We start from the raw sequence: 26,020 nt of genomic DNA on the forward strand, positions 1-26,020 counted from the left end.
GCGGATCGTTCTCCATGTACATCGGCGAGCCGGAGAACCCGCTCGTCCCGGGTAACACTGCGGAGTCCGAAGGCCACCAGATCCTCAGCGGCCTGTTCACCGGCCTCGTGACCTACGGGCCGAAGACGGAGCTGACCTGGGACGGCGTGGCCGAGTCGATGGAGTCCAGCGACAGCATCAACTGGACGGTCAAGCTCAAGGACGGCTGGACCTTCCAGGACGGCACCCCCGTCGACGCCGAGTCCTTCGTCGACGCCTGGAACTACACCGCGTACTCGCCGAACGGCTACACCAACTCGGGCTTCTTCTCGAACATCGTCGGCTACGGCGACCTCCAGGCGCCCCTGGGCGCCGACGGGAAGCCCACCGGCGACCCCGCCGCCAAGGAGATGTCCGGCCTGAAGGTCGTGGACCCCCAGACCTTCACGGTCGAGCTGACGGGCCCGTTCGCCCAGTTCCCGATCACCACCGGGTACACGGCGTTCTTCCCGCTGCCCAAGGCGTTCTTCGCCGACCCCGTGGCGTACGGCAAGAAGCCGATCGGCAACGGCCCGCTCCAGGCCGAGACCGAGATGGTGCCCGGTCAGGGCATCACGCTCGCGCGCTACGACGACTACAAGGGCACGAACAAGGCCCACGCCGACACGGTCGAGATGCGCGTGTACACCGACGTCAACACGGCGTACCTCGACGTGCAGAACGGCTCGCTCGACATCGTCGACACCATCCCGCCGGACGCGATCACCACGGCCCCCGACGAGTTCGGCGACCGCTACCAGGAGTTCCCGTCGTCGTCGTTCACCTACATGGGCATCCCGCTGTACCAGCCGCGGTTCCAGGACAAGCGCGTCCGTCAGGCGCTCTCCGAGGCGATCGACCGTGAGGCGATCACCAAGGCGATCTTCAACGGCACCCGCGAGCCTGCCACCGACGCCATCGCACCCGTCGTCGACGGCTACCGCGAGGACGCCTGCAAGTACTGCACGCTCGACGTCGAGGACGCCAACAAGAAGCTCGACGAGGCAGGGTTCGACCGGTCCCAGCCGATCGAGCTGTGGTTCAACGCCGGCGCCGGCCACGACGCCTGGGTCGAGGCCGTGGGCAACCAGTTCAAGAAGAACCTCGGCGTGGACTTCGTCCTCAAGGGCGACCTCCAGTTCGACCAGTACCTGCCGCTGAGCGAGGAGAAGGGCTTCACCGGCCCGTTCCGTCTCGGGTGGTCGATGGACTACCCGTCGCCGCAGAACTACCTCGAGCCGCTGCACTCGACGAAGGCCTTCCCGCCGGCGGGCTCGAACCGGGCGTTCTACTCGAGCCCCGAGTTCGAGGACCTGGTCAAGCAGGGCAACGAGGCGTCGTCGAACGAGGACGCCATCAAGGCCTACCAGCAGGCTGACGACGTCCTCCTCGAGGACATGCCGATCATCCCGATGTTCTTCGGCCTCACGCAGACCGTCAACTCCGAGCGGATCACCCACGTGAACGTCGACGCCTTCACCACCGTCGACCTCGCCGCGGTGGAGGTCGTCAACCCGTGAGTCGCTGAGGCGGCGGGGTCTGTCAGGACCCCGCCGCGCAGGGTGCGCGAGGGCGAGAGCCCTCGCGCACCCTGTCCCGTGCCGCGACACTGATGTCGCGGCGGGCTCCCGTGCACCTCAGTCCTGTGGTGAGGAGAACACCTTGGGCCGTTACATCGCGCGCCGGCTGCTGCTGACGATCCCCGTCCTGCTCGGCGCCTCGTTCCTGATCTTCGCGATGGTGTACGCCCTGCCGGGCGACCCGATCCGTGCCCTCGCGGGCGACAGGCCCATGTCGCCGGCCGTCATCGCGGAGCTGCGCGACCGCTTCAACCTCGACGACCCCCTGCTCGTCCAGTACGGGAAGTACCTCGCCGGCGTGTTCCGGGGCGACTTCGGCACGGACTTCCGCATGCGGCCCGTGCTCGACACGATCGCGCAGCGCATGCCGGTGACGATCCGGCTCACCGTCGTCGCCATCGTCTTCGAGACGGTGCTGGGCATCCTGGTCGGCGTCATCGCCGGCATCAAGAAGCAGTCGTGGTTCGACAGCCTGACGCTCGTGATGACCGCGCTCATCATCTCGGTCCCGATCCTCGTCCTGGGCTTCCTCGCCCAGTACGTGTTCGGTCTCCGGCTCGGCCTGTTCCCGATCTCGGGCATCGACAGGGGCTGGTACAGCTATCTGCTGCCCGGCTTCGTGCTGGGCGCCGGATCGCTGGCGTACATCGCGAGACTGACGCGCACCAGCCTGGTGGAGAACCTGGGCGCGGACTTCGTCCGCACCGCGCGGGCCAAGGGGCTCCGGCCGCGGGTCGTGTACACGCGGCACACCCTGCGCAACAGCCTCATCCCGGTGGTCACCTACATCGGCGCCGACATCGGGTCCCTGATGGGCGGCGCGATCGTGACCGAGTCGGTCTTCAACCTCCCCGGGATCGGCCGGGCGGTCTTCCAGTCCGTGCAGCAGCAGGAGGGTGCGGTCGTCGTCGGCATCGTCACGCTGTTCGTCTTCGTCTACATCTTCTTCAACCTCGTCGTGGACATTCTCTACGCCGTCCTGGACCCGAGGATCCGATATGAGTGAGCACGAGAAGCACCTCGCCGCGGCGGACGCGGACGCCCGCCGTGAGCTGACCGAGGCGGCGGCGTCGGGCGGCGGCCTGGCCGAGGCCGGTCTGGACGCGGGCGTCGGCATGGTGGCCGCCTCGGCCAAGCAGCGGTCGCTGTGGTCGGACGCATGGCACACGCTGCGCAGGAGCTGGATGTTCTGGGTCGGTGCGTTCCTCGCGCTGGTCTTCACCACGATGGCCGTCGCGCCCCGTCTCTTCACGAGCGCCGACCCGCGCGAGTGCGACCTGGCGTTCTCCGGCCAGGCACCCTCGGCAGCCCACTGGTTCGGGTTCGACCAGCAGGGCTGCGACTTCTACGCCAACGTCATCTACGGGGCGCGGAACTCGCTGGCGATCGGCCTGCTGAGCGTCATCGCCCTCCTGGCCGTCGGGACGGTCCTGGGTGCGGTCTCCGGCTACTACGGAGGGCTGAGCGACACGCTCCTGTCGCGGCTCACGGACATCTTCTACGCGCTGCCCCTGATCCTGGGCGCGATCGTGCTGCTCCGCGTCGGCCCGGAGACGGGGATCCCGCTGCTGGAGGACCGCGGCGTCGGGGCGATCGTCATCGCCCTGACGGCCTTCGGCTGGATGACGGCGATGCGCCTGGTGCGCAGCCAGGTGATCCAGCTGAAGAACACGGACTTCGTCGCGGCCGCGCGTGCGCTCGGCGCGGGCAGCGTGCGGGTGCTGGTGCGCCACATCCTGCCGAACGCCGTCGCGCCCGTGCTCGTGTACGCCACGATCACCGTCGGCGTGCTGATCGCCGCCGAGGCGACGCTCACGTTCCTCGGCGTCGGGCTGACACGCCCGGCCATCTCCTGGGGCCTGCAGATCAACAGCGGGCAGTCGCTGCTGCGCACGGCACCGCACGTCGTGCTGTTCCCCAGCCTCTTCCTGTCCCTGACCGTCATGGCGTTCACGCTGCTCGGCGACTCGCTGCGTGACGCCCTCGACCCGAAGGCACGCCGATGACCGAGATCCTCGACGTCTCCCTGTCGGAGGCGAAGCTCGACGACGAACCGATCCTCGAGGTCGACGACCTGTACGTGCACTTCAGCACCCGCGAGGGGCAGGTCCGTGCCGTCAACGGGGTCTCGTACACCGTGTCGCAAGGGGAGACCCTCGCGATCCTCGGCGAGTCCGGCTCCGGCAAGTCCGTGTCCGCGCAGGCGATCATGGGCATCCTCGAGACGCCCCCGGCCGTCATCAGGGGCAAGGGCGTGCGGTTCCACGGCCAGGACATCCTCACGATGACCGCCGAGGAGCAGCGCCAGGTGCGCGGCCCCGGCATCTCGATGATCTTCCAGGACGCCCTCAGCGCCCTGAACCCCGTCTACTCGGTGGGGTACCAGATCGGCGAGATGTTCCGCGAGCACCGGGGCATGTCCCGGAGGGACGCCCGGCTGCGGGCGGTCGAGCTCATGGACCGCGTCCGCATCCCGGCGGCCAAGAGCCGGGTGGGCGACTACCCGCACCAGTTCTCCGGCGGCATGCGCCAGCGCGTCATGATCGCGATGGCGCTGGCGCTCGACCCGCACATCCTCATCGCGGACGAGCCGACGACGGCGCTCGACGTCACCGTCCAGGCGCAGGTGATGAAGCTGCTCGAGCAGCTCCAGGAGGAGACGGGCATGGGCCTCATCCTCATCACCCACGACCTGGGCGTGGTCAACGAGGTGGCCGACAAGGTCGCCGTCATGTACGCCGGGAAGATCGTCGAGACGGGCACGGTCGACGAGGTCTTCTCCTCGCCGCGTCACCCGTACACCGAGGGCCTGATGAACTCGGTGCCGGACACGGCGTCGAAGGACCGGCTCAGGCCCATCGTGGGCCAGCCGCCGAACCTGGCGTTCATCCCGCCGGGCTGCGCCTTCCACCCGCGCTGCCCGTACAAGCGCAGCCCCGGCGCGCCGGACTGCGCGGTGGACGTCCCGGCCCTGCGCGAGATCGGCCCGGGCCGCCAGGTGTCCTGCCACTACTCCGAGGAGGTGTTCGGTGAGCTCGCCTGACGCCCAGGCGCCGCTGCTGCAGATCAGCGGCCTGAAGAAGCACTTCCCCCTCACGCAGGGCATCGTCTACAAGCGCACGATCGGCCACGTCCAGGCCGTCGACGGGGTCGACCTCACGATCAGCCGCGGGGAGACCGTCGGCCTGGTGGGAGAGTCCGGCTGCGGCAAGTCGACGGTGTCGAAGCTGCTCGTGGGTCTCGAGAAGCCCACGGCCGGCGCGATCACCTACAAGGGCCGCGACGTCGCGACGATGAGCGCGAAGCAGCTCAAGCAGTACCGCCGCGAGGTCCAGATCATCTTCCAGGACCCGTACTCGTCGCTGAACCCGCGCATGACGGTGGGCGACATCGTGGCGGAGGGCTGGGCCGTGCACCCGGGCATCGCCCCGCGCAAGGACCGGACGCGCCGCGTGCAGGACCTGCTGGACCGCGTGGGCCTCAACCCCGGCTACATCAACCGTTACCCGCACGAGTTCTCGGGCGGCCAGCGGCAGCGCGTGGGCATCGCCCGGGCGCTCGCGATGCAGCCCGAGGTCATCGTGTGCGACGAGCCGGTCTCCGCGCTCGACGTGTCGGTCCAGGCGCAGGTGGTCAACCTGCTCGAGGACCTCCAGGACGAGTTCGGGATGGCGTACCTGTTCATCGCGCACGACCTGTCCGTGGTGCGGCACATCTCGGACCGTCTCGCGGTCATGTACCTGGGCCGCATCGTGGAGGAGGGGCCCGCCGCCGAGGTGTATCAGGAGCCCGGGCACCCGTACACCCAGGCGCTGCTGTCCTCGGTGCCCGTGCACGAGCCCGCGCTGCGCGGCAAGAAGGAGCGCATCATCCTCACGGGCGACGTGCCGAGCCCGGCGAACCCGCCGTCGGGCTGCCGGTTCCGGACCCGCTGCTGGAAGGCCCAGGACCTCTGCGCGCAGAAGGACCCTGCCCTCGAGCTCCGGGGTCTGACGCACCCCACGGCGTGCCACTTCGCCGAGTCGCACGACGTGCTCCACGCGGAGGTCTGAGCGCCCGCGATCCGCGTGCGCGACGGCGGCCGCCCCGACCCGGGCGGCCGCCGTCGTCGTGACGCGTGGCCGCGCTCGCTGGCGCGAATGGCGCAGTCCGCCTGACGCCCCCGTTCAGTTCTGGTTTCGGAACGATAACGCCGGAGCCCGCGCAACTACCATAAAACCGGACAAATTGGGTGGTATGACCACCTACATTCGAACCTGTCCCGCGGCGGACGGGTGAGCTGGCTCGCCAGTCTCCCCGCCCCGTACCCGCTCGATGACAGGACTCCCATGAAGATCAGGCGTATTGCCGCCGCGATCGCCGCCGCCACGGCCGGCGCGCTCGTGCTGTCGGCGTGCTCGACCCCGAGGTCGCCGGTGTCGAAGGCTCGGACACCCAGTCGGTCACCGTCGGCTGGAACCAGCCGATGTTCTCGCAGAACAACCTGACGGCCGCGGGCAACGCGACCGCCAACGCGAACATCCTCTACCTGACGCAGTCGGCGTTCTTCTACTACAACGACGCCCTCGAGCTCGTCATGAACGAGGACTTCGGCACGATCGAGACGGTCTCCGAGGACCCGCTGACGGTCAAGCTCACCATCCAGGACGGTGTCACCTGGTCGGACGGCACGCCCGTCGACGCGGCCGACCTGATCCTCATGTGGGGCCCCGCAACCCCAAGTTCAGCAACGTCGACGCCGACCAGGTCGCGACGGACGAGGACGGCAACGAGGTGCTCGCCGAGGACCAGGTCTGGTTCTCCGGCTCGAGCCCCGTCATGGAGCTCGTCACGCAGTTCCCGGAGATCTCCGAGGACGGCCGCTCGGTCACCCTGACGTTCGACTCGGTCCGCTCCGACTGGCTGATGGACATGCAGTTCCCGCCGGTCGCCGCGCACGCCGTCGCCGGCATCGCTCTCGACATCGCCGACGCGCAGGAGGCCAAGGACGCGCTCGTCGCGGCCTTCCGCGACAACGACTCCGCCGCGCTGAACAAGATCGCCGGCGTCTGGAACACCGGCTTCAACTTCACGTCGATGCCGAGCGACCCGCGCGTCCACCTGTCGACGGGCCCGTTCATCCTCGACGAGTTCGTCGAGAACCAGCACCTCACGCTGGTGCGCAACGAGGCCTTCGACTGGGGCAACGTCCCCGCCGTCGACCAGGTCACCTTCCGCTTCACCGAGGACCCGATGGCCGCCATCACCGCGCTGCAGAACGGTGAGGTCGACATCATCTCGCCGCAGTCGTCGGTCGACGTGCTGAAGACCCTCGCCGGCCTCGACGGCATCGAGTACGAGACCGGCGTCGAGGCCACGTGGGAGCACGTGACCCTCATGCACAACTACGGCGGTCCGTTCGACGCCGCGACCTACGGCGGCAACGTCGACGTCGCGCGTCTGGTCCGCCAGGCCTTCCTGCAGACGATCCCGCGTCAGCAGATCATCGACACGCTGATCACGCCGCTGCAGGACGACGCCGCGATCCGCAACTCGTTCAACTTCGTCCCGGGCGCCCCGGCTACGACGAGGCCGTGGCCGGCAACGGGTCTGACTTCTTCGTCGGTGACCCCGCGAAGGCGACCGAGCTGCTCGAGCAGGCGCGTGCGCTGTACCCCGGGCTGCCCGAGACGATCGACGTGCGCATCCTCTTCGGTGCCTCGAACGTCCGCCGCGCCAACCAGTTCCAGCTCATCCAGGCTGCGGCCGCGCCGGTCGGCTTCAACGTCGTCGACGGCGGCAACGACAACTGGGGCCAGATCCTCTTCTCCGGCGACGGTTCGTTCGACGCCGCGCTCTTCGGGTGGCAGTCCACCAGCACGATGCTGCTGAACGGTGAGGCGAACTACGTCACGGGCGGCCAGAACAACTTCTCCGGCTTCTCGAACCCCGAGGTCGACGCCCTGTGGGCCAAGATCGCGGTCGCGCCGGACGACACCACCGACGAGGTCCGCGCCTGGGCCACGGAGATGGAGTCCCACCTGTTCAACGACGGGTTCGGCCTGCCGATCTTCCAGCACCCCGGCGTCGTCGCCCACACCGACCGCGTCCAGAACGTCTCGACGATCACGCTGTCGCCGACCATCCTCTGGAACTTCTGGGAGTGGGAGATCGCGGAGTGACGTGATCCTCGCACCGGGCACCTGACGGTGCCCCGAGGAACCAGCACAGAGCGGGGGTACCGCGGCGCATGCGCCCGGTACCCCCGTTCTTGTCGGAACAGCACCCGATCGTCCTGCGCCACACCCACAGACGCCCGCGACCCAGGCGTAAGTGGTGGTCCGCGCGGACGCAAAGATTACTTAAAGCACCCCTTGACCAACCCTTCCCCCGAGGCAAGGACTCCATGGCCACCACTGTGACGACCGACGTCGAGGACGCCCCCGCGGCGCCCGACGAACTGGTCCCCACGCGGCGCTCGCGGGCCGCCCGCTCGGCCCCGATGCTCACGTTCCTGGCACGCAGGCTCCTGTCGTCGCTGCTCGTGCTCCTCGGCGCCACGTTCATCGTCTACATGCTGTTCGCGCACGCGGTCGACCCGCTCGAGGACCTCCGGTTCTCGACGGCGCCGAACGCCGCGCAGCTGATCGCCGAGCGCACCGCGATGCTCAACCTCGACGTCCCGCCGGCGCTGCGCTACTTCATGTGGCTCGGCGACGTGGTCACGGGCGACCTGGGCTCGAGCTGGCGGACCGGCCAGAGCGTCTCGTCGATGCTCGGCAGCGCGATCCCCAGCACGGTGACCCTCGTCTCCGGCTCGATCGTCCTGGCCATCGGCCTCGGCGTCCTCGTCGGCATGGTCGCGGCCCTGCGCCAGTACACGCGCTTCGACTACGCGGTGACGTTCCTGTCCTTCGTGCTCTTCTCGCTGCCCTCGTTCTGGGTCGCGGTGCTGCTCAAGCTGTGGGGCGCGATCGGGTTCAACGACTTCCTGCGCGACCCCACGATCTCCTGGTACATGATCGCGATCATCTCCGTGGTCGGCGGCGCGGTGCTCTCCGCGATCGTCGGCGGCGCGCGCCGGACGCGGTGGGTCTCGTTCGCCGCCGCGACCGTCGCCACCGCCGGGATGCTCGTGTTCGTCTCGGAGACCGACTGGCTCCTGGACCCCAGCCTCGGCATCGCCGGCATCGCGCTGCTCGGCGTGGGCGTCGCCTTCGCCGTCGTCGCCCTGACGGCCGGCCTCGGCAACAGGCGTGCGCTGTACTCGTCGCTCACCACGGTCGCCGTGGGCGCCGCGCTGGTGTTCCCGCTGCAGTTCGCCTTCGTGAACGCGAGCTGGCTGCTCATCCTCGGGCTCGCCGTCGTCGCGGTCGCCGCCGGGTGCCTCGTCGGCTGGCTGTTCGGCGGGGACGACCGCGCGGTGTCCATGCGCGCCTCGGCGATCACCGCCGTCGGCGTCGGCGCGTTCATCTTCGTCGACCGCGTGATGCAGGTCTGGTACGCGTACAACCGCGCGTCGCAGATCAACCACCGCCCGATCTCCACGATCGGGGCGCAGACCCCGGGCCTGCGCGGTGACTTCTGGATCATGACGCTCGACCAGTTCACGCACATCCTGCTGCCGACGATCACCCTCGTCCTCATCTCGTTCGCCGGGTACACGCGCTACACACGTGCCTCGATGCTCGAGGTGATGAACCAGGACTACATCCGCACGGCCCGCGCGAAGGGCCTCTCGGAGCGCGTCGTCACCGTGCGGCACGCGTTCCGCAACGCGCTGATCCCGCTGGCCACCATCGTGCCGCTCGACGTCGCGGCCATGTTCGGCGGCGCGATCATCACCGAGCAGATCTTCGGCTGGTCCGGCATGGGCGCGCTGTTCATCACCGGGCTGCGCACCGCGGACGCCGCCGTGGTCATGGGCCACTTCCTCGTGGTCGGCTCGCTCCTGATCGTCGCCAGCATCGTCGTGGACTTCGTCTACGCCGCCCTCGACCCTCGAATCCGGGTGAACGCATGACCACCGAACTGACGCAGTCCGCCGAGAACCCCGAGTCGTCGATCGAGCTCAAGGAGGTCGAGGGCCTCTCGCAGGGCCGCATCGTCCTGCGCCGGTTCCTCCGCCACCGCGGGGCCATGATCTCGGTGCTCGTGCTGCTCGCGCTCGTCGCGCTCGTCACGACGTCGATCGGCTGGGGCCCCATCCCCGGCTGGTGGCAGCACGGGTTCCGTGACCTGAACCCCATCGCCAACCCGGGTGGCGCCCCCACCATGGGCTTCGACGGAGGGTTCTCGTTCGGCTCTCACCCGTTCGGCCAGGACAACGTGGGCCGGGACGTCTTCGCGATGGTCATGCGGGGCACGCAGCAGTCGCTGACGGTCATGTTCGTCATCGGCCTCCTGTCGACGCTCATCGGCGTCGTGCTCGGCGCGCTGTCCGGCTTCTTCCGCGGCTGGGCCGACAACGTGATCATGCGGTTCACCGACATGGTCATCACGATCCCCGTGATCATGGTCGGTGCGATCCTCGGCATCGTGTTCGGCGGGGCGAGCCCCTGGACGCTCGCCATCGCGCTGTCCCTGGTCACGTGGACGACCATGGCCCGCCTCGTGCGCGCCCAGTTCCTGGCCCTGCGCGAGCAGGAGTTCGTCGACGCGGCCCGCGTGGCCGGCGCCTCGAACGCCCGCATCATGTTCAAGCACATCCTGCCCAACGCGGTGGGCGTGATCATCGTCAACGCGACACTGCTCATGGCGTCCGCGATGCTGCTCGAGACCGCCCTGTCGTTCCTCGGGTTCGGCATCCGCGCGCCGGAGGTGTCGCTGGGCACGATGATCAGCGAGTACCAGGCCGCGTTCACCACGCGTCCGTGGCTGTTCTGGTGGCCGGGACTGTTCATCGTGACGATCGCGCTGTGCGTGAACTTCATCGGTGACGGCCTGCGGGACGCCTTCGACCCGCGTCAGCGCCGCATCCCGACCGTCCGCGCGCTGGCCAAGGCCGACGCCAAGAAGGCGGCCAAGGCCCTGAAGGCCGCGGTCACCAAGGCCTGACCCGTGTCATCCCAGCGTGAAGGTCAGCACGCTGGCCGCGAGGAGAACCCCCATCGCGGCCAGGGTGGCGACGTGCCAGCGCACCCGGGGGCGTCCGCGCTCCAGGCGCGGGTCGTCGAGCAGGCCCGCGTCGCGCAGCTCCTCCCAGCGGGCGCGCACGATGGCCGCGGCCTGACCGGACGCGCCGACCATGAGGTCGCCGGAGCCGACGGTCCCGCCCCGGTAGGTGGACTCCGGCAGGTTCTGGCCGGCGTCCTTCGGGGCCCGGACCGCCTGGGCCCTGCCGGGCGCGGGAGCGGCCCACGCCGCGTAGTCGCCGTAGGCGGTGTGCAGCGTGAGGGCGTACCTCGTGTCCACGCGCTCGATCGTCGGCCACGGCAGCTCGATCGTGCGGGTCACGTTGCGCAGCTCGACGCTCGCCGGCGACACGATCACGGCAGGTCGCCAGTAGGCGGCCCAGACCCACAGCACCACCAGGGCGACCGGCGCCACGAACGTCAGGGTCGCCCGCCAGTCGGTCACGGCACTGACGACCAGGCCCCCGACGCCCAGCACGGCGACGCCCACCGCAAGACCCCGGCCGAACCTCGGCCTGTACTCCACCACGTCCGCAGACACCATGGCTCGATCGTCCCAGACGACGCCGCGAGCCCCACGAAAGGTTGACCATCGTGTCCCCTGACGCAAAGTCCCCGATCCTCGAGGTCCGCGACCTCGGCGTCGAGTTCTTCGTCGACGGCGAGTGGTTCCCCGCCGCCGTGGACGTGTCCTACGACGTCCGCCCCGGCGAGGTCCTCGCCATCGTCGGCGAGTCCGGCTCGGGCAAGACGCAGACGTCGATGTCGCTCATCGGCCTGCTGCCGCCGAACGGCCGCGCCTCGGGCTCCGCGAAGCTCGCGGGCCGTGAGCTGCTGGGCCTCGGCCACAAGCAGCTCTCGAAGGTGCGCGGCAAGGACGTCGCCGTGATCTTCCAGGAGCCGATGACGGCGCTCAACCCCGTCTACACGATCGGCTTCCAGATCGTGGAGACGCTGCGCGTCCACTTCGACATCAGCCCCAAGGCCGCGCGCGCCCGCGCCGTCGAGCTGCTGCGCATGGTCGACCTGCCGAACCCGGAGAAGTCGGTCGACAAGTACCCGCACCAGCTCTCCGGCGGTCAGCGCCAGCGCGCCATGATCGCCCAGGCGCTCGCGTGCGAGCCCAAGCTGCTCATCGCGGACGAGCCGACGACGGCCCTCGACGTCACGGTCCAGGCCGAGATCCTCAAGCTGATGCGCGACCTGCGCCACCGCGTGGACGCCGGCATCATCCTCATCACGCACGACATGGGCGTGGTCGCGGACCTGTCGGACCGCGTCATGGTCATGAAGTCCGGCCGCGTGGTCGAGGAGGGCACCGCGGAGGAGCTCTTCAACCGCCCGCAGCACCCGTACACCCAGCAGCTCCTCGACGCGGTGCCCCACCTGGGCTCCATGTCGACGCCGGCCGAGGCGACCGAGCGCACCGAGACCGTCGTCCCGCCGTCGGAGGACCTCGCCCTCGAGGCCACCGGCCTGGTGATCGAGTACCCGGCCCGCGGCCGCGTGCCCGCGTTCCGGGCGATCAACGGCGTCGACCTGCACATCGGCAAGGGCGAGGTCGTGGGCCTGGTGGGCGAGTCCGGCTCGGGCAAGACGACGGTCGGCCGCGCCGCCGTCGGCCTGCTCCCCGTGGCCGAGGGCTCGCTCAAGGTCAACGGCGTCGAGCTCGCGGGCATCAAGCCCAAGGCCCTGCGCGGCGTGCGCCAGGACGTCTCGATCGTCTTCCAGGACCCGGGCTCCTCGCTGAACCCGCGCCTGCCCATCGGCGAGTCGATCGGCGAGCCGCTCAAGCTCCACAAGATCGCCGAGGGCGCCGACCTGGACCGGCGCGTCGAGGCCCTGCTCGACCAGGTGAACCTGCCGCGCTCCATGCGCAACCGCTACCCGCACGAGCTGTCCGGCGGTCAGCGTCAGCGCGTGGGCATCGCCCGCGCCCTGGCCCTGTCGCCCAAGCTGCTCATCGCCGACGAGCCGACGTCGGCGCTCGACGTGTCCGTCCAGGCCCGGGTGCTCGACCTCTTCCAGGAGCTGCAGCGCGAGTACGGCTTCGCGTGCCTGTTCATCTCGCACGACCTCGCCGTCGTCGAGATCCTCTCGTCGCGGATCGCCGTGATGAGCCGGGGCGACCTCGTCGAGGTGGGCCCGCGCGAGGAGATCCTGCACCACCCGCGCGAGGACTACACGCGCCGCCTGCTGTCCGCCGTGCCCGTGCCGAACCCGGCGGAGCAGAAGGTCCGCCGCGAGGAGCGCGACCGCCTGCTGGCGGCGGCCGGCCTCTGACGACGCCCGCACCCTCCCTTTCGACGTCGTCGTTCCTTGCGTTCTGGCCGCCAGAACGCAAGGAACGACGACATCGAAAGGGAGGGTTTGCCGTGCCCGACGCCGCAGGGTCGTCGTCGCCACACCCACAGCGCGCGGGTTGACGCGGGGCGCCTAGTAAGATGGCGTCGCCCGCCGCGTGCGCGGACCCCCACCCGCGCGGAACCACCCCAAGGAATCGAGACCCTAGATGGCTGTGCGCTCCGACCTGCGCAACGTCGCGATCGTCGCCCACGTCGACCACGGCAAGACCACCCTCGTCGACGCGATGCTCAAGCAGGCCGGCGCCTTCGGCGCCCACCAGCACGTCGAGGACCGGGTCATGGACTCCGGCGACCTCGAGCGCGAGAAGGGCATCACGATCCTCGCCAAGAACACCGCGGTCCGGTACACCGGCCCGTCGGCGGCCACGCACGGGGAGCCCGACGGCATCACGATCAACGTCATCGACACGCCCGGCCACGCCGACTTCGGCGGCGAGGTCGAGCGCGGCCTGTCGATGGTCGACGGCGTCGTGCTGCTCGTCGACGCGTCCGAGGGCCCGCTGCCGCAGACGCGCTTCGTGCTCCGCAAGGCGCTCGCCGCGAAGCTGCCCGTCATCGTCGTCGTGAACAAGACGGACCGCCCGGACGCGCGCATCACGGAGGTCGTGGGGGAGACCACGGACCTCCTGCTCGGCCTCGCCTCGGACCTCGCGGACGAGGTGCCGGACCTCGACCTGGACGCGATCCTCGACGTGCCGGTCGTCTACGCGGCCGCCAAGGTGGGCGCGTCGTCCCTCGAGCAGCCGGCCGACGGCTCCGCGCCCGCGAACGACACCCTCGAGCCGCTGTTCGCGACCATCCTCGAGAAGATCCCCGCCCCGACGTACGAGGAGGGCGTGCCGCTCCAGGCGCACGTCACCAACCTCGACGCCTCGCCGTTCCTCGGCCGTCTCGCGCTGCTGCGCGTCTTCAACGGCGAGATCCGCAAGGGCCAGCAGGTCGCCTGGGCCAAGCACGACGGCACGCTCTCGCAGGTCAAGATCACCGAGCTGCTCGAGACCAAGGGCCTCGACCGTGTGCCGGCCGAGTCCGCGGGCCCCGGCGACATCGTCGCCGTCGCCGGCATCGCCGACATCATGATCGGCGAGACGCTCACCGACCTCGCGGACCCGCGGCCGCTGCCGCTCATCACGGTCGACGACCCGGCCATCTCGATGACCGTCGGCATCAACACCTCGCCGCTGGCCGGCAAGGGCGGCAAGGGCCACAAGGTCACCGCCCGCCAGGTCAAGGACCGCCTCGACTCCGAGCTCATCGGCAACGTGTCGCTGCGCGTCCTGCCCACCGAGCGCCCCGACGCGTGGGAGGTCCAGGGCCGCGGCGAGCTCGCGCTGGCGATCCTCGTCGAGCAGATGCGCCGCGAGGGCTTCGAGCTCACCGTCGGCAAGCCGCAGGTCGTCACCAAGACGGTCGACGGCAAGGTGCTCGAGCCCATGGAGCGCATGACCATCGACGTCCCCGAGGAGTACCTCGGCGCCGTCACGCAGCTCCTCGCGCAGCGCAAGGGCCGCATGGAGACCATGTCGAACCACGGCACCGGCTGGGTCCGCATGGAGTTCATGGTCCCGGCGCGCGGCCTCATCGGCTTCCGCACCCGGTTCCTCACCGAGACGCGCGGCACGGGCATCGCCGCCTCCATCTCGGAGGGCTACGAGCCGTGGGCCGGTCCCATCGAGTCGCGCCTGACGGGCTCGCTCGTCGCCGACCGTGCCGGCAAGGTGACGCCGTTCGCCATGATCAACCTGCAGGAGCGCGGCTCGTTCTTCGTCGACCCCACGCAGGAGGTCTACGAGGGCATGATCGTCGGCGAGAACTCCCGCAACGAGGACATGGACGTCAACATCACCAAGGAGAAGAAGCTCACCAACATGCGCTCCTCCACGGCGGACAACTTCGAGAACCTCGTGCCGCCGCGCAAGCTCACGCTCGAGGAGTCCCTGGAGTTCGCGCAGGAGGACGAGTGCGTCGAGGTGACGCCGGAGTTCGTCCGCATCCGCAAGGTGGCGCTGGACCAGGTCGAGCGTGCTCGCGCGGCCGCTCGGGTCCGGGCTGCCGCCAAGGGCTGACGCGCATGGAGCGTCTCGGTCGCGGGGTGCTCGCGGTCCACGCGCACCCCGACGACGAGACGCTGTCGACAGGAGCCCTGCTCGCCACCGCCGTGGCGGCAGGGCTCCCTGCGCTCGTGGTGACCTGCACGCGCGGCGAGCGCGGCGAGGTCCTCGCCCTGCCCGGCACCGCCTCCGAGGGGCTCGCGGGCCTCGAGGGCGACGGGCCGGCGCTCGCGGCGCACCGCGAGCACGAGCTTGCCGCCGCGCTCGTCGCGCTGGGCGGCGTCCGGCACGTCTTCCTCGACCAGGTGCCCCCGGGCGGCGGCCGGTTCGAGGACTCCGGCATGGTGTGGCTGGCCCCCGGCGTGGCGGGGCCCGACCCCGCGGTGCCCGCCGGGTTCGCCGTCGTGCCGCTCGACGACGCCGCGGGCCGCCTGGCCCGGGTGATCCGGGAGGCGCGGCCCACCGTCGTCGCGACCTACGAGGCCGGCGGCGGGTACGGGCACCCGGACCACGTGCGCGCGCACCAGGTGGCCGCGCGGGCCGTCGCGCTCGCGGCGGCCCCCGGCTTCGACGACGCGAGCGCGCCCTGGCAGGCCGAGCTGTGGCTGCGCGTCGCCGCCGCGGGGGACCTGCGCCGGCAGCGTGCCGCCCTCTTCGCGGACGCCCGCGCCCGGGCGCTCGCCCAGGCAGCCGGGCTGACGTTCCCCGGCCCCGACGAGCCGCTGCCCGCCGTCGCCCGCGACGACGCGCTGCTCGCCCAGGCGGCCGCGGCCGGCCAGGCCCACGACGTCGACGTCGATCCCGTGCTCCCCGCCGTCGTGGCCGCGATGCGGGCGCACGCCACGCAGATCCAGCACGCGCAGACCGCCCCCGGCGAGGCCGAGGCGTTCCTCGGCTGGTACGCGCTGTCGAACGGCGTGCTCGCGCCGATCGGGCCGCGCGAGACGTACCTGGTGGCGGACCCTGCTCCTGCCCAGGCGACCTCGGTAGGCTCGGCACCGTGAGCGACCCGACCCAGCTTCCCGACACCGTGGACGGCGCCCCCGCGCCGTCCTTCACGCCGCCGGAGCCCGCCGGGGCCGGGCGCACGGCGTGGCGGGTCGTGCTCGCGGTGGCGCTCGGCGTGGCGGTCGCCGCGCTCGGCACCGCCACCCACCGCACGCTGTGGAACGACCTGCCGGTCGGGCTCGTCATCGCCCTCGCGCTCACGACCTCGACGGCGCTGCTGTGCCGCGCCTGGTCCGGGCTCACGACGCTCGCGGCGGCGGCCGCGGGCTGGGTGGTCACGGCCTGGCTCGCGTCGCTGCCGGGTGCCGGTGGAGACGTGCTCGTCGCCGACCCCGGCGCCGCGATCCCGGTCGCCTGGGCGAGCATCGCCTGGACGTGGGGCGGGATCCTGCTGATCGGCGTCGTCGCGTTCCTGCCGCGCCGCTGGTTCGAGCGCCGCTGAGCGGAACCTCCGCCGAACCTCCACGCGAGACAGTGCCTGACGCCGGACCCGGCCGCTGGGCGCGCGCGTAGGATTCGCGAGTGCGGGCGCGGCACCGAGCCCGCACCCCCGCACCGCCACCAGGCACCACCTCGGACGGCTCCCACCAGGGACGTCGTCACCTTCAGACCCGCACGGAGCGAACTCGATGGGCCAGCCGACCGAGCGCGACAACGCGCCCGAGCCGAACACTCCTGGGTCGGCCGACGCGCCGCTCACCGACGAGGACGTCCCTTACGTCCCCCCGGTCCTGGCCTACGAGCGCCCGGCGGTCGGCGACCGCCGGGCCATCCCCACCGTCTCGAACGTGACGCCCACGCAGGCGCTCCCGACGGTGGTCGGGCACGTGTCGGTGCCGCAGCCCGTCCCCGCGGCGGCGCAGCCCGCGCCCGCGCAGGCCTCGGCACAGCCCGCCGCGCAGCCCGCGCCCGCGCAGCAGACGGCCCCGTTCGCTCCCGTGCCGCCCGCGACGCCCTTCTCCGCGGTGTCCCTCGGCTCCCTCGCGGCGCCGGGGTACGACGGCCCGGCCCGTGAGAGCGCCGGGCTCGGCACCGGCGGCGGCCCGCTCGGCGGGCTCGTCGGCGACGGCCAGCCCAGCCGCGCCCCGCGCGCGCTGCTCATGATCGGCGGCATCGCCGTCGTCCTCGCGGGCCTGTACACGGGCGCGCAGTGGCTCTTCGCGGACAAGGTGCCCACGGGCACGCAGGTCGCGGGCGTCGACCTGGGCGGCCTGACGCGGGCCGAGGCCGTCGACCAGCTGACGCAGGGCCTCGGCCCCGCCAGCCGCGAGCCCATCCAGATCACGGCCGGCCAGGCGCAGACCACGCTCGACCCGGCCGCCGCCGGCCTCGCGCTCGACGCGCAGGGCACGGTCGACCAGCTCACCGGGTTCTCGATGAGCCCCGGGCGCCTGTGGTCGCACCTGTTCGGGGGCGGCCACGCCGCCCGCCAGCTCACGGTCGACCAGCCGAAGCTCGACGCCGCCGTGGCCGGGCTCGTGGACACCCTCGCCGTCGCCCCCGTCGACGGCACCGTCGCGTTCACCGACGGCGTGCCCGTCGCCACCCCGGCCACCGACGGGACCACGGTCTCGGCGGACGCCGCGGCCCAGGCGCTCGTGTCCCAGTGGCTCACCGAGCCGGGCCCCTTCGACCTGCCCACTGCGCCGGTGGCGCCGCAGATCACCCAGGAGGAGACCGACGCCGCCCTCGCGCAGGCGCAGCAGATCGTCGCCGGGCCCGTGCAGGTCACGGTCGGCAGCCAGCACCCCGAGCTGCCGCCGGAGGCGCTCGCGGCCGCCACGTCGTTCGCGCCCGTCGACGGCAGCCTCCAGCTCACGGTCGACGGCGCCAAGCTCGTCACGGGCATCGTCGACCGCACGGTCGACCTGCTGACCGACCCGGACGACGCCCACTTCGAGTTCCAGGACGGCCGGCCCGTCGTCGTCGGCGGCGAGCCGGGCACCACGCTCGACCCGGCCGCGGTCGCCACCGCCGTGCAGGCCGCGGCGCTCGGCGCCGACCGCAACGCGACCGTCGAGCTCGTCCAGCGCGACCCCGAGCAGAGCAAGGCCGCGCTCGAGGCGCTCGGCGTCACCGAGGTCGTCTCGTCGTTCTCGACGCCGCTGACCAAGGAGCCCATCCGCACGGAGAACCTGCGCCGCGGCGCGCAGCTGCTCACGGGCACCCTGGTGCGCCCGGGCGAGACGTTCTCGCTCATCGACACCCTCAGCCCCATCGACGCGTCGAACGGCTTCAAGGCTGCGGGCGTCATCAACAACGGCGTGCACACCGAGGGCATGGGCGGCGGCCTGTCGCAGATGGCGACGACGACGTACAACGCAGGCTTCTTCGCCGGGTTCGAGAACGTCGAGCACCGCCCGCACAGCGTCCACTTCGACCGGTACCCGGCCGGCCGCGAGGCGACGATCTTCGTCGGGTCGCTGGACATGCGGTTCAAGAACAACTCGCCCTACGGTGCGGTGCTGCAGTCGTGGATCGAGGGCAACCAGCTGCACGTGCAGGTCTGGAGCACCAAGTACTTCCACGTCGACACCTCGGCGTCGGACCGCCGCAACGTCGTCAAGACGACGACGGTGCACCGCAGCGGGGCGTCCTGCGCCGCCTACGCGGGCGGCGAGGACGGCTTCACGATCACCAACTCCCGCAAGGTGACCGACCCGAACGGCAAGGTCGTGATCAACGAGAAGTTCGACTGGACGTACAAGCCGGACAACCCCGTCGTCTGCGACACGCCCACCGCGCCCCCGGCCGACGCCGGCTCCGGGGAGCAGTGATGCTGGGACGTTCGGAGCGGGAGTCGCCCGCGCACGCCGCCCTGGCCGCCGAGCTCGGCGGCTGGTCCGGTCTCGTCGAGCCCGACCGGGGCGGTCCCGGCGAGCCGTCGGGCCCGCCGCCCCTGGAGCTGCTCGACCTCGGCACGGCCACGGACACCCTGGCGACCGTCGCGAGCATCGCCGACCTGGCCGCCGTCGTGCACCTCGGGCACCCCGAGCAGCCGGCCCCGACGCTCGAGGAGGCCCTGCTCGCCGGGGACCCGGCGCTCATGATCACGGCGGCCGTCCCCGTGCGGACGCAGTGGGCGTGGGTGGGCCACCCGGAGGCGACCGGCGGCGCCGTCGTCATCGACGAGGCCGGGCTGCGCGACTGCCGCGACGTGCTGCGCACGCTCGGCGTGAGCCCCCGGCTGGTGCCCGCGCGCACGCCCGTGGACGAGCGCGCGGCGATCGCCGGGCCGGACGGCTCGCTCGTCGTCGAGCGCACGCGCGTGCCCGCGGGGCTCGTCGAGCTCGCGGGCTCGGAGCGCCTGGGCGACCTGCCGCCCGTCTGGTACGGCCTGCTCGAGTCGCGCGACGCGTGGCCGCGGTTCGCCCGCCCGGCGCAGGTGTGGCTCGCGTTCGGCCCGTACGACGACCACCGCGGCTCGCTCCAGCCCACGCTGGCCCAGATCGCCGACGCCGGCATCGACCTCCAGCACCTGCGCTCGCACCCGTCGGCGCGCGGGCCGCACGTGTTCTTCACGTCGTTCCTGTGCCCCGCGTCGAGGCGCTCGACGCGCTCGTCGCGCAGCTGGACGCGCGCGGCATCGCGCACCGCACGCTCGCCGTCCTGCCGGGGGAGGGCTTCGTGCCCGGCCCCTCCGCGCTCGCCCCGCGGTGGGCGGGCGCGTGACCGCGCCCGCGGGCGGCGGGATCGCGTCAGCGGGCGGTGGGATCGCGTTCCTGGGGCCGGAGGGCACCTTCACGCACCAGGCGGTGCTCGAGTGGACGGCTCGCGCCGGGACGCGCGCCCCGCAGGGCGGCCCGCGGGCGCTCGACTCCGTCGGCGCCGTGCACGACGCCGTCGCGTCGGGCGCCGCGGCCCGCGGCATCGTCGCGATCGAGAGCTCCGTCGAGGGCTACGTCGTGCCGTCGCTCGACGGGCTGCTCGGGTCGCAGGAGGTCGTCGCCGTCGACGAGGTGGTGCTGCCGATCTCGTTCGACGCGTTCGTCCGCCCCGGGCACGGCGAGCTCACCGAGGCGACCGCGCACCCGCACGGCCTCGCGCAGGTGTCCCGCTTCGTCGCCGCGCACCGGCTGCGTCCCGTCCCGGCGTCGTCCAACGGCGCGGCCTGCCGCGACGTGACAGACCACCAGGTGGCCTTCGGCCCGCGCGTGTGCGGCGCGCTCTACGGGCTCGAGACGCTCGCGCAGGGCGTCGAGGACTTCGGCGGGGCGCGCACCCGGTTCCTGGTGCTGGCCCGCCGCGACGAGGCGCCCGTGCTGCTCGCCGCCGCGCGTGACGCGCTGCCGCCCGCGACGCCGTGGCGCACGATGGTGGCCGTGACCCCCGCGGTGACCGGCCCGGGCGTGCTCGCCCGCGTGACGACGGCGTTCGGCGCCCGCGGCATCAACATGACCTCGCTCATGGAGCGCCCGCTGAAGGCCCGCGCCAACCAGTACGTGTTCGCCGTGACGTTCGACGCCGCCCCGTGGGACCCGCACGCCCGCGCGCTGCTGGAGGACCTGCTCGCGGCCGGCGACTCGCTCAAGGTGCTCGGCGCGTACCCCGCGCCGCCGGGCGAGTGCGCGCTCGACGGCGTCGTGCCCGCCCACGTGCCCCACGGCAGCGTCGCGGCCGGCGCCGACCAGGCCGACCTCGCGCGGGGGCTGCTGTGGTGAGCGCACCCTTCGCGCGTGTCGCCGTGCTGGGCCTCGGGCTCGTGGGCGGCTCGTTGGCGCAGCTGCTCGCGCAGCGCGGCGTCGTCGTCGTCGGGCAGGACGTGGACGCCACGGCCGTGACGTCCGCACGGGCCGTGGGCCTGACCGCGACGACGTCGCTCGCCGAGGCCGTCGAGGGCGCCGACCTCGTGGTGCTCGCCGTGCCGCTGCGGGCCATGCGCGCGACGGCCGCGGAGCTCGCGCGCTGCATCGGGACGACCGCCGACGCGACGGTCACCGACGTCGGGTCCGTCAAGGGTCCCGTCCGCCTGGCGGTCGAGGCTGCCGGGCTGGGCGACCGGTTCGTGGGCGCGCACCCCATGGCGGGGACGGAGCACAGCGGCTTCGCGGCGTCGTCGGCACAGCTCATGGACCGTGCCGCGTGGGCGGTCACGGTGCGTCCCGACGACGACGGCGCCCGCCTCGCGCCCCTGCTGCGGCTCCTGACGGGCCCGCTCGCGGGCACCGTGGCCGTGCTCACCGACGACGTCCACGACGAGGCGGCGGCGCTGATCAGCCACGTGCCGCACGTGCTCGCCACCCAGCTGCTCAACGCCGTCGCCGGCGCCCCCGTGCGCGACGCCGCGCTCGGCCTCGCGGCGGGCTCGTTCCGCGACGGGACGCGGGTGGCCTACACGGACCCGGCCCGCACGGAGGCCATGGTCACGGAGAACGCCGCGTGGGTGGCCCCCGCGCTGCGCAAGGCCGTCCGCGACCTCGAGGCGCTCGTCGCCGCGCTGGAGACGAACGCCCCGGTCCACGGCTTCTTCCGCGCCGCCGACGACGTCCGCGCCCAGGGCCGCCCGGGCGAGCGGCGGGCGCGCGGCGCCCAGGCCCCCGTCCCCCTCGACGCGGGCTGGCCCGCGGCGCTCGTGGCGCGCTGCGCGTCGGGCGCCGTCGTCACCGGGCTGACCGAGACCGAGGCCGTGCTCGCGCGCTAGCGCCCCTCGCGCCGGCGCCGGTCCGGGCTACCGGCCGGGGCCGGGCAGCCGCCGTCACCGCACGGTCCGCCGCTGCGGCCGCGGCGGGATCCGCTTCGCCGTCTCGATCTCTCCGGCCGCGACGCGCACCGTGCGCGGCGTCGTCTCGCGCGGCGCGTCGGTGCGCAGCGTCAGGCCGTCGTCGTCGACCTCCAGCACCACGGCGATGACGTCGGTCCACACCGTGCCGCGCCCCTGGACGGCCGCCTCGGCCGCCTCGGCGGCCGACAGGCGCCGGCGCACGACGACGCGGGCCCCGACGGGCAGGTCCCGCCACACGGCCGTGTCCACGTGCGCCTCCTCGCTCGGCTGCTGAGATCGCCAGGTGCCGGTGTCGTTCCCGGACCCGCCCCGATACTAAAGTGGGCCCGTGACCTACGTGATCGCTCAGCCGTGCGTCGATGTCAAGGACAAGGCGTGCATCGAGGAATGCCCCGTCGACTGCATCTACGAGGGCAAGCGGTCGCTGTACATCCACCCCGACGAGTGCGTCGACTGCGGCGCCTGCGAGCCGGTGTGCCCCGTCGAGGCCATCTACTACGAGGACGACGTCCCGGAGCAGTGGAAGGACTACTACGGCGCCAACGTGGAGTTCTTCGACGACCTGGGCTCCCCGGGCGGTGCCGCCAAGCTCGGCCTGATCGAGAAGGACCACCCGCTCGTCGAGGCCCTCCCGCCGCAGGCCTGAGCCCGTCGCCCCGCGACGAGGCATGGGATCACGAGGCATGGGACGACGACGAGGCCTGGGACAACCATGGGACTGAGTGACCTCCGCGACCTGCCGTACCCGTGGGACACGCTGGGCGACGTCACCGCGCTCGCCCGCAGCCACCCGGACGGCCTGGTCGACCTCTCGATCGGCACCCCTGTCGACCCGACGCCGGACGTCGTGCGCGCCGCGCTGGAGACCGCGTCTGACGCGCACGCGTACCCGCTGACGTACGGCACGCCCGCGCTGCGCGAGGCCGTCGCCGCGTGGTTCGCCCGCCGCCGCGGCGTGCCGGACCTGGACCCGGCGGGCGTGCTGCCCACGATCGGCTCCAAGGAGCTCGTCGGCCTGCTCCCGTCGCTGCTGCGCCTGGGCGCCGGCGACGTCGTCGTCCATCCCGCCGTCGCGTACCCGACGTACGACGTCGGCGCGCGGCTCGCCGGGGCCACGGCGCTGGCGACCGACGACGTCGCGGACTGGGCCGGGCGCGACGACGTGCGGCTCGTGTGGGTCAACACGCCGTCGAACCCCACGGGCGCCGTGGCCGACGTCGCGCACCTGCGCCGCGTGGTCGAGGCCGCGCGGGCGATCGGCGCCGTCGTCGTCTCCGACGAGTGCTACGCGCTGCTGCCGTGGGCCGACGGGCTGCGCGTCCCCAGCCTGCTCGACCCCGAGGTCACCGGCGGCGACCGCACGGGCCTGCTGGTCGCGTACTCGCTGTCCAAGCAGTCCAACCTGGCCGGCTACCGGGCCGCGTTCGTCGCGGGCGACCCCGCGCTCGTCGCGGACCTGCTGGCCACGCGCAAGCACCTCGGCATGATCGTGCCGCGCCCCGTGCAGGAGGCGATGCGGGTCGCGCTCGGCGACGACGCGCACGTCGCGCAGCAGCGCGCCGTCTACGGCCGACGCCGCGAGGTGCTGCTCGGCGCGCTGGAAGCGGCCGGCTGGACGGTCGACCACTCCGAGGCGGGCCTGTACCTGTGGGCGCGCCCGGCGGACCCGGCCGACACCGCGACGAGCCGCGAGCTCGTCGCGCGCCTCGCTGCGCTGGGCATCCTCGCCGGTCCGGGGGAGTTCTACGGGGCGGCCGGGGAGGGCCACGTGCGGGTCGCGCTCACCGCCACCGACGTCGCGGTCGCCGCCGCCGCGGACCGGCTGCGGGCCGCGGCACCCGCGCGGCTGTGATTCGCGCCACATTTCTTTGCCCGGTCATGACGCTCATCTGCCGGGACCTTGCCCTTTCGCGCTGACCAGCGGCACGATGGCAGATGTCCGCTCCGTGGAGAGGATTGGGAACGCGCAGCACCACGGGGGTAGGTTCCCCCACAGGTCGACGGAGCCCTGGGCACGGAACGTGCCCCGACGGCACGCCGGCTCAGCACGCAGCCACGGCGTGCACCACGCAGATCAGCGGCGGCCCCCACGACCGGGCCGCTGCTCGCAGGAAGGACACCATGACGACCATCACGCAGCCCGTGACGGGTGTACAGGCGGAGCTCACCGTCGGCGGGCGCAACGTCGCGCTCCCCGTCGTCGAGGCGACGGAGGGGAACGGCGGCCTCGTCGTCTCCTCCTTGCTCAAGGAGACCGGCCTCGCGACGTACGACCCGGGCTACACGAACACGGCGTCCACGGCGTCGGCGATCACGTACATCGACGGCGACAGGGGCATCCTGCGCTACCGCGGGTACCCGATCGACCAGCTCGCCGAGGGCTCCACGTTCCTCGAGGTCGCCTACCTGCTCATCTACGGCGAGCTGCCGGACGCGAAGACGCTCACCGACTTCACGGCCCGCGTCAACCGGCACACCCTCGTCCCGGAGCAGTTCCGCGGCTTCCTCGCCGCGTTCCCGCGCGGCGGCCACCCCATGTCGGTGCTGGCCTCGTCCATCAACGCGCTGGCCACGTTCTACCCGGAGTCGCTGGACCCGCACGACGACGAGGCCGTCGACCTCGCCACCGTGCTCATCCTGGCGAAGATCCGCACCATCACGTCGTACGTGCACCGCTCCATGCGGGACGAGCCGCTGCTCTACCCGGACTACGCGCGCGGCTACGTCGAGGACTTCCTGCGCATGTCGTTCGGCGTGCCCTACCAGCAGTGGGACGCCGACCCGGTGGTCGCCGCGGCCATGGACAAGCTGCTCATCCTGCACGCCGACCACGAGCAGAACTGCTCGACGTCGACCGTGCGCATGGTCGGCTCCTCGAACGCGAACGTCTACGCCTCGGTCGCGGCGGGCATCAACGCGCTGTCGGGCCCGTCGCACGGCGGCGCCAACGAGGCGGTGCTGCTCATGCTCGAGCGCATCCGCTCGGGCGGCGACTCCGTCGAGGACTTCATGCGGAAGGTGAAGAACAAGGAGGACGGCGTCCGCCTCATGGGCTTCGGCCACCGCGTGTACAAGTCCTACGACCCGCGCGCCGCCATCGTGAAGAAGCACGCGGACGCGGTGCTCGACTCGCTCGGCGCCAAGGACGAGCTGCTCGACATCGCCCGCGGCCTCGAGGAGATCGCCCTGTCGGACGACTACTTCGTGGAGCGCAAGCTCTACCCGAACGTCGACTTCTACACGGGCCTCATCTACAAGGCCATCGGCTTCTCGCCGGCCATGTTCACGCCGCTCTTCGCGCTGGGCCGCATGCCTGGCTGGATCGCGCAGTGGCGCGAGATGATGAAGGACCCGGCCACGAAGATCGGCCGCCCACGCCAGATCTACACGGGCGCCACCGAGCGGCCGTACGTGCCCATCGAGCAGCGCTGAGCCGCGCGCGACGGCCCCGCCTCCCGACCGGGAGGCGGGGCCGTCGGCGTCCCGGGCGGCGTCGGCCGAGGACGTCAGCCGAGGTAGAGCGACTGGATCGCGTGCGTGATGGAGGTGAGCTCCTCCGACGTGTACACGGACTCGGGCTCCGGGCGCACCGGGCCCGAGTCGAGCGTGCCCCACTGCCACTGCGGGCGGACCCGCCCCTCGGGGCCGTCCTCGCGCAGCTGGAGGTCCACCCACACCGCGTAGCGGTAGCCGTAGCGCAGCTGCACGGAGCGCACGGCGTCGAAGTCCGGCGCATCCTCCTGGTGCGAGGCGAAGTCGGCCGTGAGCGTCACCAGGAGCAGGTTGTCCTCGGGGCCGAGGCGGCCGCGGCGGTGCACGATGAGGTCGGGCGCCCGCAGCACGCCCGTGCCGAACGCGAGCGACGGCTCCGGGGCCGCGCCGCTGCGCTCGTAGTCGCAGTCGACGTCCCACGACTCGTCGAACATCGGCCGCAGGTGCCAGCCGACGTGGAACGCGATCGACCGCGCGCTGGGGTGCGAGGTGCCGGTCGCGGGCGTGAACAGTCCCCACTCGTTCGTCAGCGTGGTGGTCAGGGCGATCCGGACGCGCGCCTGGAGGTCGTGCAGCAGCATGAGGGCACGGTAGACCGGCCGGGCAGGGGACGGCCCGTCGTGTCGCCGCGGGTCGCCCGGCACGGCACGCCCGGCGGTTACCGGGCCGC

General features: G+C 72.1%; 23 protein-coding genes. 20 read left to right on the forward strand and 3 right to left on the reverse strand.

Going from position 1 to position 26,020, the window contains the following annotated elements; genetic code table 11:
• The first annotated feature begins 14 nt into the window (after positions 1-14).
• The 9 genes from ET471_RS09910 to ET471_RS09955 all read left to right on the forward strand — a co-directional run bounded on the left by ET471_RS09910 (position 15) and on the right by ET471_RS09955 (position 10,634).
• Positions 15-1,538, forward strand: a complete 1,524-nt coding sequence (locus ET471_RS09910) for a peptide ABC transporter substrate-binding protein (protein ID WP_242496233.1) — start codon at positions 15-17, stop codon at positions 1,536-1,538.
• Positions 1,539-1,680: 142 nt separating this feature from the next.
• Positions 1,681-2,604, forward strand: a complete 924-nt coding sequence (locus ET471_RS09915) for an ABC transporter permease (protein ID WP_129187948.1) — start codon at positions 1,681-1,683, stop codon at positions 2,602-2,604.
• Positions 2,597-3,604 (forward strand): ABC transporter permease, encoded by a 1,008-nt coding sequence (locus ET471_RS09920; RefSeq protein WP_129187950.1) that lies wholly within the window; start codon positions 2,597-2,599, stop codon positions 3,602-3,604. Before ET471_RS09915 ends, ET471_RS09920 begins: the two co-directional genes overlap by 8 nt.
• Positions 3,601-4,641 carry an ABC transporter ATP-binding protein gene (locus ET471_RS09925; protein ID WP_129187953.1) on the forward strand — a complete coding sequence of 347 codons (1,041 nt, stop codon included), beginning with the start codon at positions 3,601-3,603 and terminating at the stop codon, positions 4,639-4,641. The genes ET471_RS09920 and ET471_RS09925 overlap by 4 nt, the downstream gene beginning before the upstream one ends.
• Complete coding sequence (locus ET471_RS09930) at positions 4,628-5,650, forward strand: ABC transporter ATP-binding protein (RefSeq protein WP_129187955.1); 1,023 nt, start codon at positions 4,628-4,630, stop codon at positions 5,648-5,650. Before ET471_RS09925 ends, ET471_RS09930 begins: the two co-directional genes overlap by 14 nt.
• A gap of 649 nt (positions 5,651-6,299) precedes the next feature.
• Positions 6,300-7,469 (forward strand): ABC transporter substrate-binding protein, encoded by a 1,170-nt coding sequence (locus tag ET471_RS09940; protein ID WP_129187959.1) that lies wholly within the window; start codon positions 6,300-6,302, stop codon positions 7,467-7,469.
• The gene (locus tag ET471_RS09945) at positions 7,460-7,759 is read left to right on the forward strand and encodes a hypothetical protein (protein ID WP_129187961.1); all 300 of its coding nucleotides are present in this window, start codon (positions 7,460-7,462) and stop codon (positions 7,757-7,759) included. Before ET471_RS09940 ends, ET471_RS09945 begins: the two co-directional genes overlap by 10 nt.
• Before the next feature lie 224 nt (positions 7,760-7,983).
• Entirely contained in the window at positions 7,984-9,600 is a 1,617-nt protein-coding gene (locus ET471_RS09950; protein ID WP_207207249.1) for an ABC transporter permease, read from the forward strand.
• Positions 9,597-10,634: an ABC transporter permease gene (locus ET471_RS09955; protein ID WP_129187963.1), complete on the forward strand. Its 1,038-nt coding sequence runs from the start codon at positions 9,597-9,599 to the stop codon at positions 10,632-10,634. Before ET471_RS09950 ends, ET471_RS09955 begins: the two co-directional genes overlap by 4 nt.
• Positions 10,635-10,640: 6 nt before the next feature.
• Here ET471_RS09955 and ET471_RS09960 read toward each other — a convergent pair whose 3' ends face one another.
• Positions 10,641-11,255, reverse strand: a complete 615-nt coding sequence (locus tag ET471_RS09960) for a PH domain-containing protein (RefSeq protein WP_242496234.1) — start codon at positions 11,253-11,255, stop codon at positions 10,641-10,643.
• A 50-nt stretch (positions 11,256-11,305) separates the two neighbouring features.
• Between ET471_RS09960 and ET471_RS09965 the strand changes: the two genes are divergently transcribed.
• The 8 genes from ET471_RS09965 to ET471_RS10000 all read left to right on the forward strand — a co-directional run bounded on the left by ET471_RS09965 (position 11,306) and on the right by ET471_RS10000 (position 21,777).
• Positions 11,306-12,994 carry an ABC transporter ATP-binding protein gene (locus tag ET471_RS09965; protein ID WP_129187965.1) on the forward strand — a complete coding sequence of 563 codons (1,689 nt, stop codon included), beginning with the start codon at positions 11,306-11,308 and terminating at the stop codon, positions 12,992-12,994.
• A 229-nt stretch (positions 12,995-13,223) separates the two neighbouring features.
• A complete protein-coding gene (typA, locus tag ET471_RS09970) occupies positions 13,224-15,143 on the forward strand; it encodes a translational GTPase TypA (RefSeq protein WP_129187967.1) in 1,920 nt (639 codons plus the stop codon).
• Positions 15,144-15,148: 5 nt separating this feature from the next.
• Positions 15,149-16,132, forward strand: coding sequence for a PIG-L family deacetylase (locus ET471_RS09975; protein ID WP_129187969.1), 984 nt, complete (start codon positions 15,149-15,151; stop codon positions 16,130-16,132).
• A complete protein-coding gene (locus ET471_RS09980; protein ID WP_129187971.1) occupies positions 16,129-16,578 on the forward strand; it encodes a hypothetical protein in 450 nt (149 codons plus the stop codon). The genes ET471_RS09975 and ET471_RS09980 overlap by 4 nt, the downstream gene beginning before the upstream one ends.
• A 187-nt stretch (positions 16,579-16,765) precedes the next feature.
• The gene (locus ET471_RS09985) at positions 16,766-18,913 is read left to right on the forward strand and encodes a VanW family protein (RefSeq protein WP_129187973.1); all 2,148 of its coding nucleotides are present in this window, start codon (positions 16,766-16,768) and stop codon (positions 18,911-18,913) included.
• Positions 18,914-19,667: 754 nt separating this feature from the next.
• Complete coding sequence (locus ET471_RS18580; protein ID WP_242496235.1) at positions 19,668-19,808, forward strand: hypothetical protein; 141 nt, start codon at positions 19,668-19,670, stop codon at positions 19,806-19,808.
• Complete coding sequence (locus ET471_RS09995) at positions 19,805-20,797, forward strand: prephenate dehydratase (RefSeq protein WP_242496236.1); 993 nt, start codon at positions 19,805-19,807, stop codon at positions 20,795-20,797. Before ET471_RS18580 ends, ET471_RS09995 begins: the two co-directional genes overlap by 4 nt.
• Complete coding sequence (locus tag ET471_RS10000) at positions 20,794-21,777, forward strand: prephenate dehydrogenase (protein WP_242496237.1); 984 nt, start codon at positions 20,794-20,796, stop codon at positions 21,775-21,777. The genes ET471_RS09995 and ET471_RS10000 overlap by 4 nt, the downstream gene beginning before the upstream one ends.
• Before the next feature lie 54 nt (positions 21,778-21,831).
• Here ET471_RS10000 and ET471_RS10005 read toward each other — a convergent pair whose 3' ends face one another.
• A complete protein-coding gene (locus tag ET471_RS10005) occupies positions 21,832-22,107 on the reverse strand; it encodes a hypothetical protein (protein ID WP_129187977.1) in 276 nt (91 codons plus the stop codon).
• A 79-nt stretch (positions 22,108-22,186) separates the two neighbouring features.
• Between ET471_RS10005 and fdxA the strand changes: the two genes are divergently transcribed.
• The 3 genes from fdxA to ET471_RS10020 all read left to right on the forward strand — a co-directional run bounded on the left by fdxA (position 22,187) and on the right by ET471_RS10020 (position 25,290).
• Positions 22,187-22,504: a ferredoxin gene (fdxA, locus tag ET471_RS10010; RefSeq protein WP_129187979.1), complete on the forward strand. Its 318-nt coding sequence runs from the start codon at positions 22,187-22,189 to the stop codon at positions 22,502-22,504.
• A gap of 66 nt (positions 22,505-22,570) precedes the next feature.
• The gene (gene dapC / locus ET471_RS10015) at positions 22,571-23,710 is read left to right on the forward strand and encodes a succinyldiaminopimelate transaminase (RefSeq protein WP_129187981.1); all 1,140 of its coding nucleotides are present in this window, start codon (positions 22,571-22,573) and stop codon (positions 23,708-23,710) included.
• A 269-nt stretch (positions 23,711-23,979) separates the two neighbouring features.
• Positions 23,980-25,290 (forward strand): citrate synthase, encoded by a 1,311-nt coding sequence (locus tag ET471_RS10020; RefSeq protein ID WP_129187983.1) that lies wholly within the window; start codon positions 23,980-23,982, stop codon positions 25,288-25,290.
• 74 nt (positions 25,291-25,364) lie between these two features.
• Here ET471_RS10020 and ET471_RS10025 read toward each other — a convergent pair whose 3' ends face one another.
• Positions 25,365-25,931, reverse strand: coding sequence for a hypothetical protein (locus ET471_RS10025; RefSeq protein ID WP_129187985.1), 567 nt, complete (start codon positions 25,929-25,931; stop codon positions 25,365-25,367).
• Between the last annotated feature and the right edge of the window lie 89 nt (positions 25,932-26,020).

Origin of the sequence: Xylanimonas protaetiae, from assembly GCF_004135385.1 — a bacterium.
Classification (GTDB): Bacteria; Actinomycetota; Actinomycetes; order Actinomycetales; family Cellulomonadaceae; genus Xylanimonas; species Xylanimonas protaetiae.

Bases quoted from the DNA above. Each gene is read 5' to 3' on its own strand.
- ET471_RS09985 (WP_129187973.1), top strand. From the start codon at position 16,766: ATGGGCCAGCCGACCGAGCGCGACAACGCGCCCGAGCCGAACACTCCT.
- ET471_RS09960 (WP_242496234.1), bottom strand. From the start codon at position 11,255: ATGGTGTCTGCGGACGTGGTGGAGTACAGGCCGAGGTTCGGCCGGGGT.
- ET471_RS09920 (WP_129187950.1), top strand. From the start codon at position 2,597: ATGAGTGAGCACGAGAAGCACCTCGCCGCGGCGGACGCGGACGCCCGC.
- ET471_RS09945 (WP_129187961.1), top strand. From the start codon at position 7,460: ATGCTGCTGAACGGTGAGGCGAACTACGTCACGGGCGGCCAGAACAAC.
- typA (WP_129187967.1), top strand. From the start codon at position 13,224: ATGGCTGTGCGCTCCGACCTGCGCAACGTCGCGATCGTCGCCCACGTC.
- ET471_RS09975 (WP_129187969.1), top strand. From the start codon at position 15,149: ATGGAGCGTCTCGGTCGCGGGGTGCTCGCGGTCCACGCGCACCCCGAC.
- ET471_RS10020 (WP_129187983.1), top strand. From the start codon at position 23,980: ATGACGACCATCACGCAGCCCGTGACGGGTGTACAGGCGGAGCTCACC.
- ET471_RS10025 (WP_129187985.1), bottom strand. From the start codon at position 25,931: ATGCTGCTGCACGACCTCCAGGCGCGCGTCCGGATCGCCCTGACCACC.
- ET471_RS09925 (WP_129187953.1), top strand. From the start codon at position 3,601: ATGACCGAGATCCTCGACGTCTCCCTGTCGGAGGCGAAGCTCGACGAC.
- dapC (WP_129187981.1), top strand. From the start codon at position 22,571: ATGGGACTGAGTGACCTCCGCGACCTGCCGTACCCGTGGGACACGCTG.
- ET471_RS09950 (WP_207207249.1), top strand. From the start codon at position 7,984: ATGGCCACCACTGTGACGACCGACGTCGAGGACGCCCCCGCGGCGCCC.
- ET471_RS09955 (WP_129187963.1), top strand. From the start codon at position 9,597: ATGACCACCGAACTGACGCAGTCCGCCGAGAACCCCGAGTCGTCGATC.
- ET471_RS09910 (WP_242496233.1), top strand. From the start codon at position 15: ATGTACATCGGCGAGCCGGAGAACCCGCTCGTCCCGGGTAACACTGCG.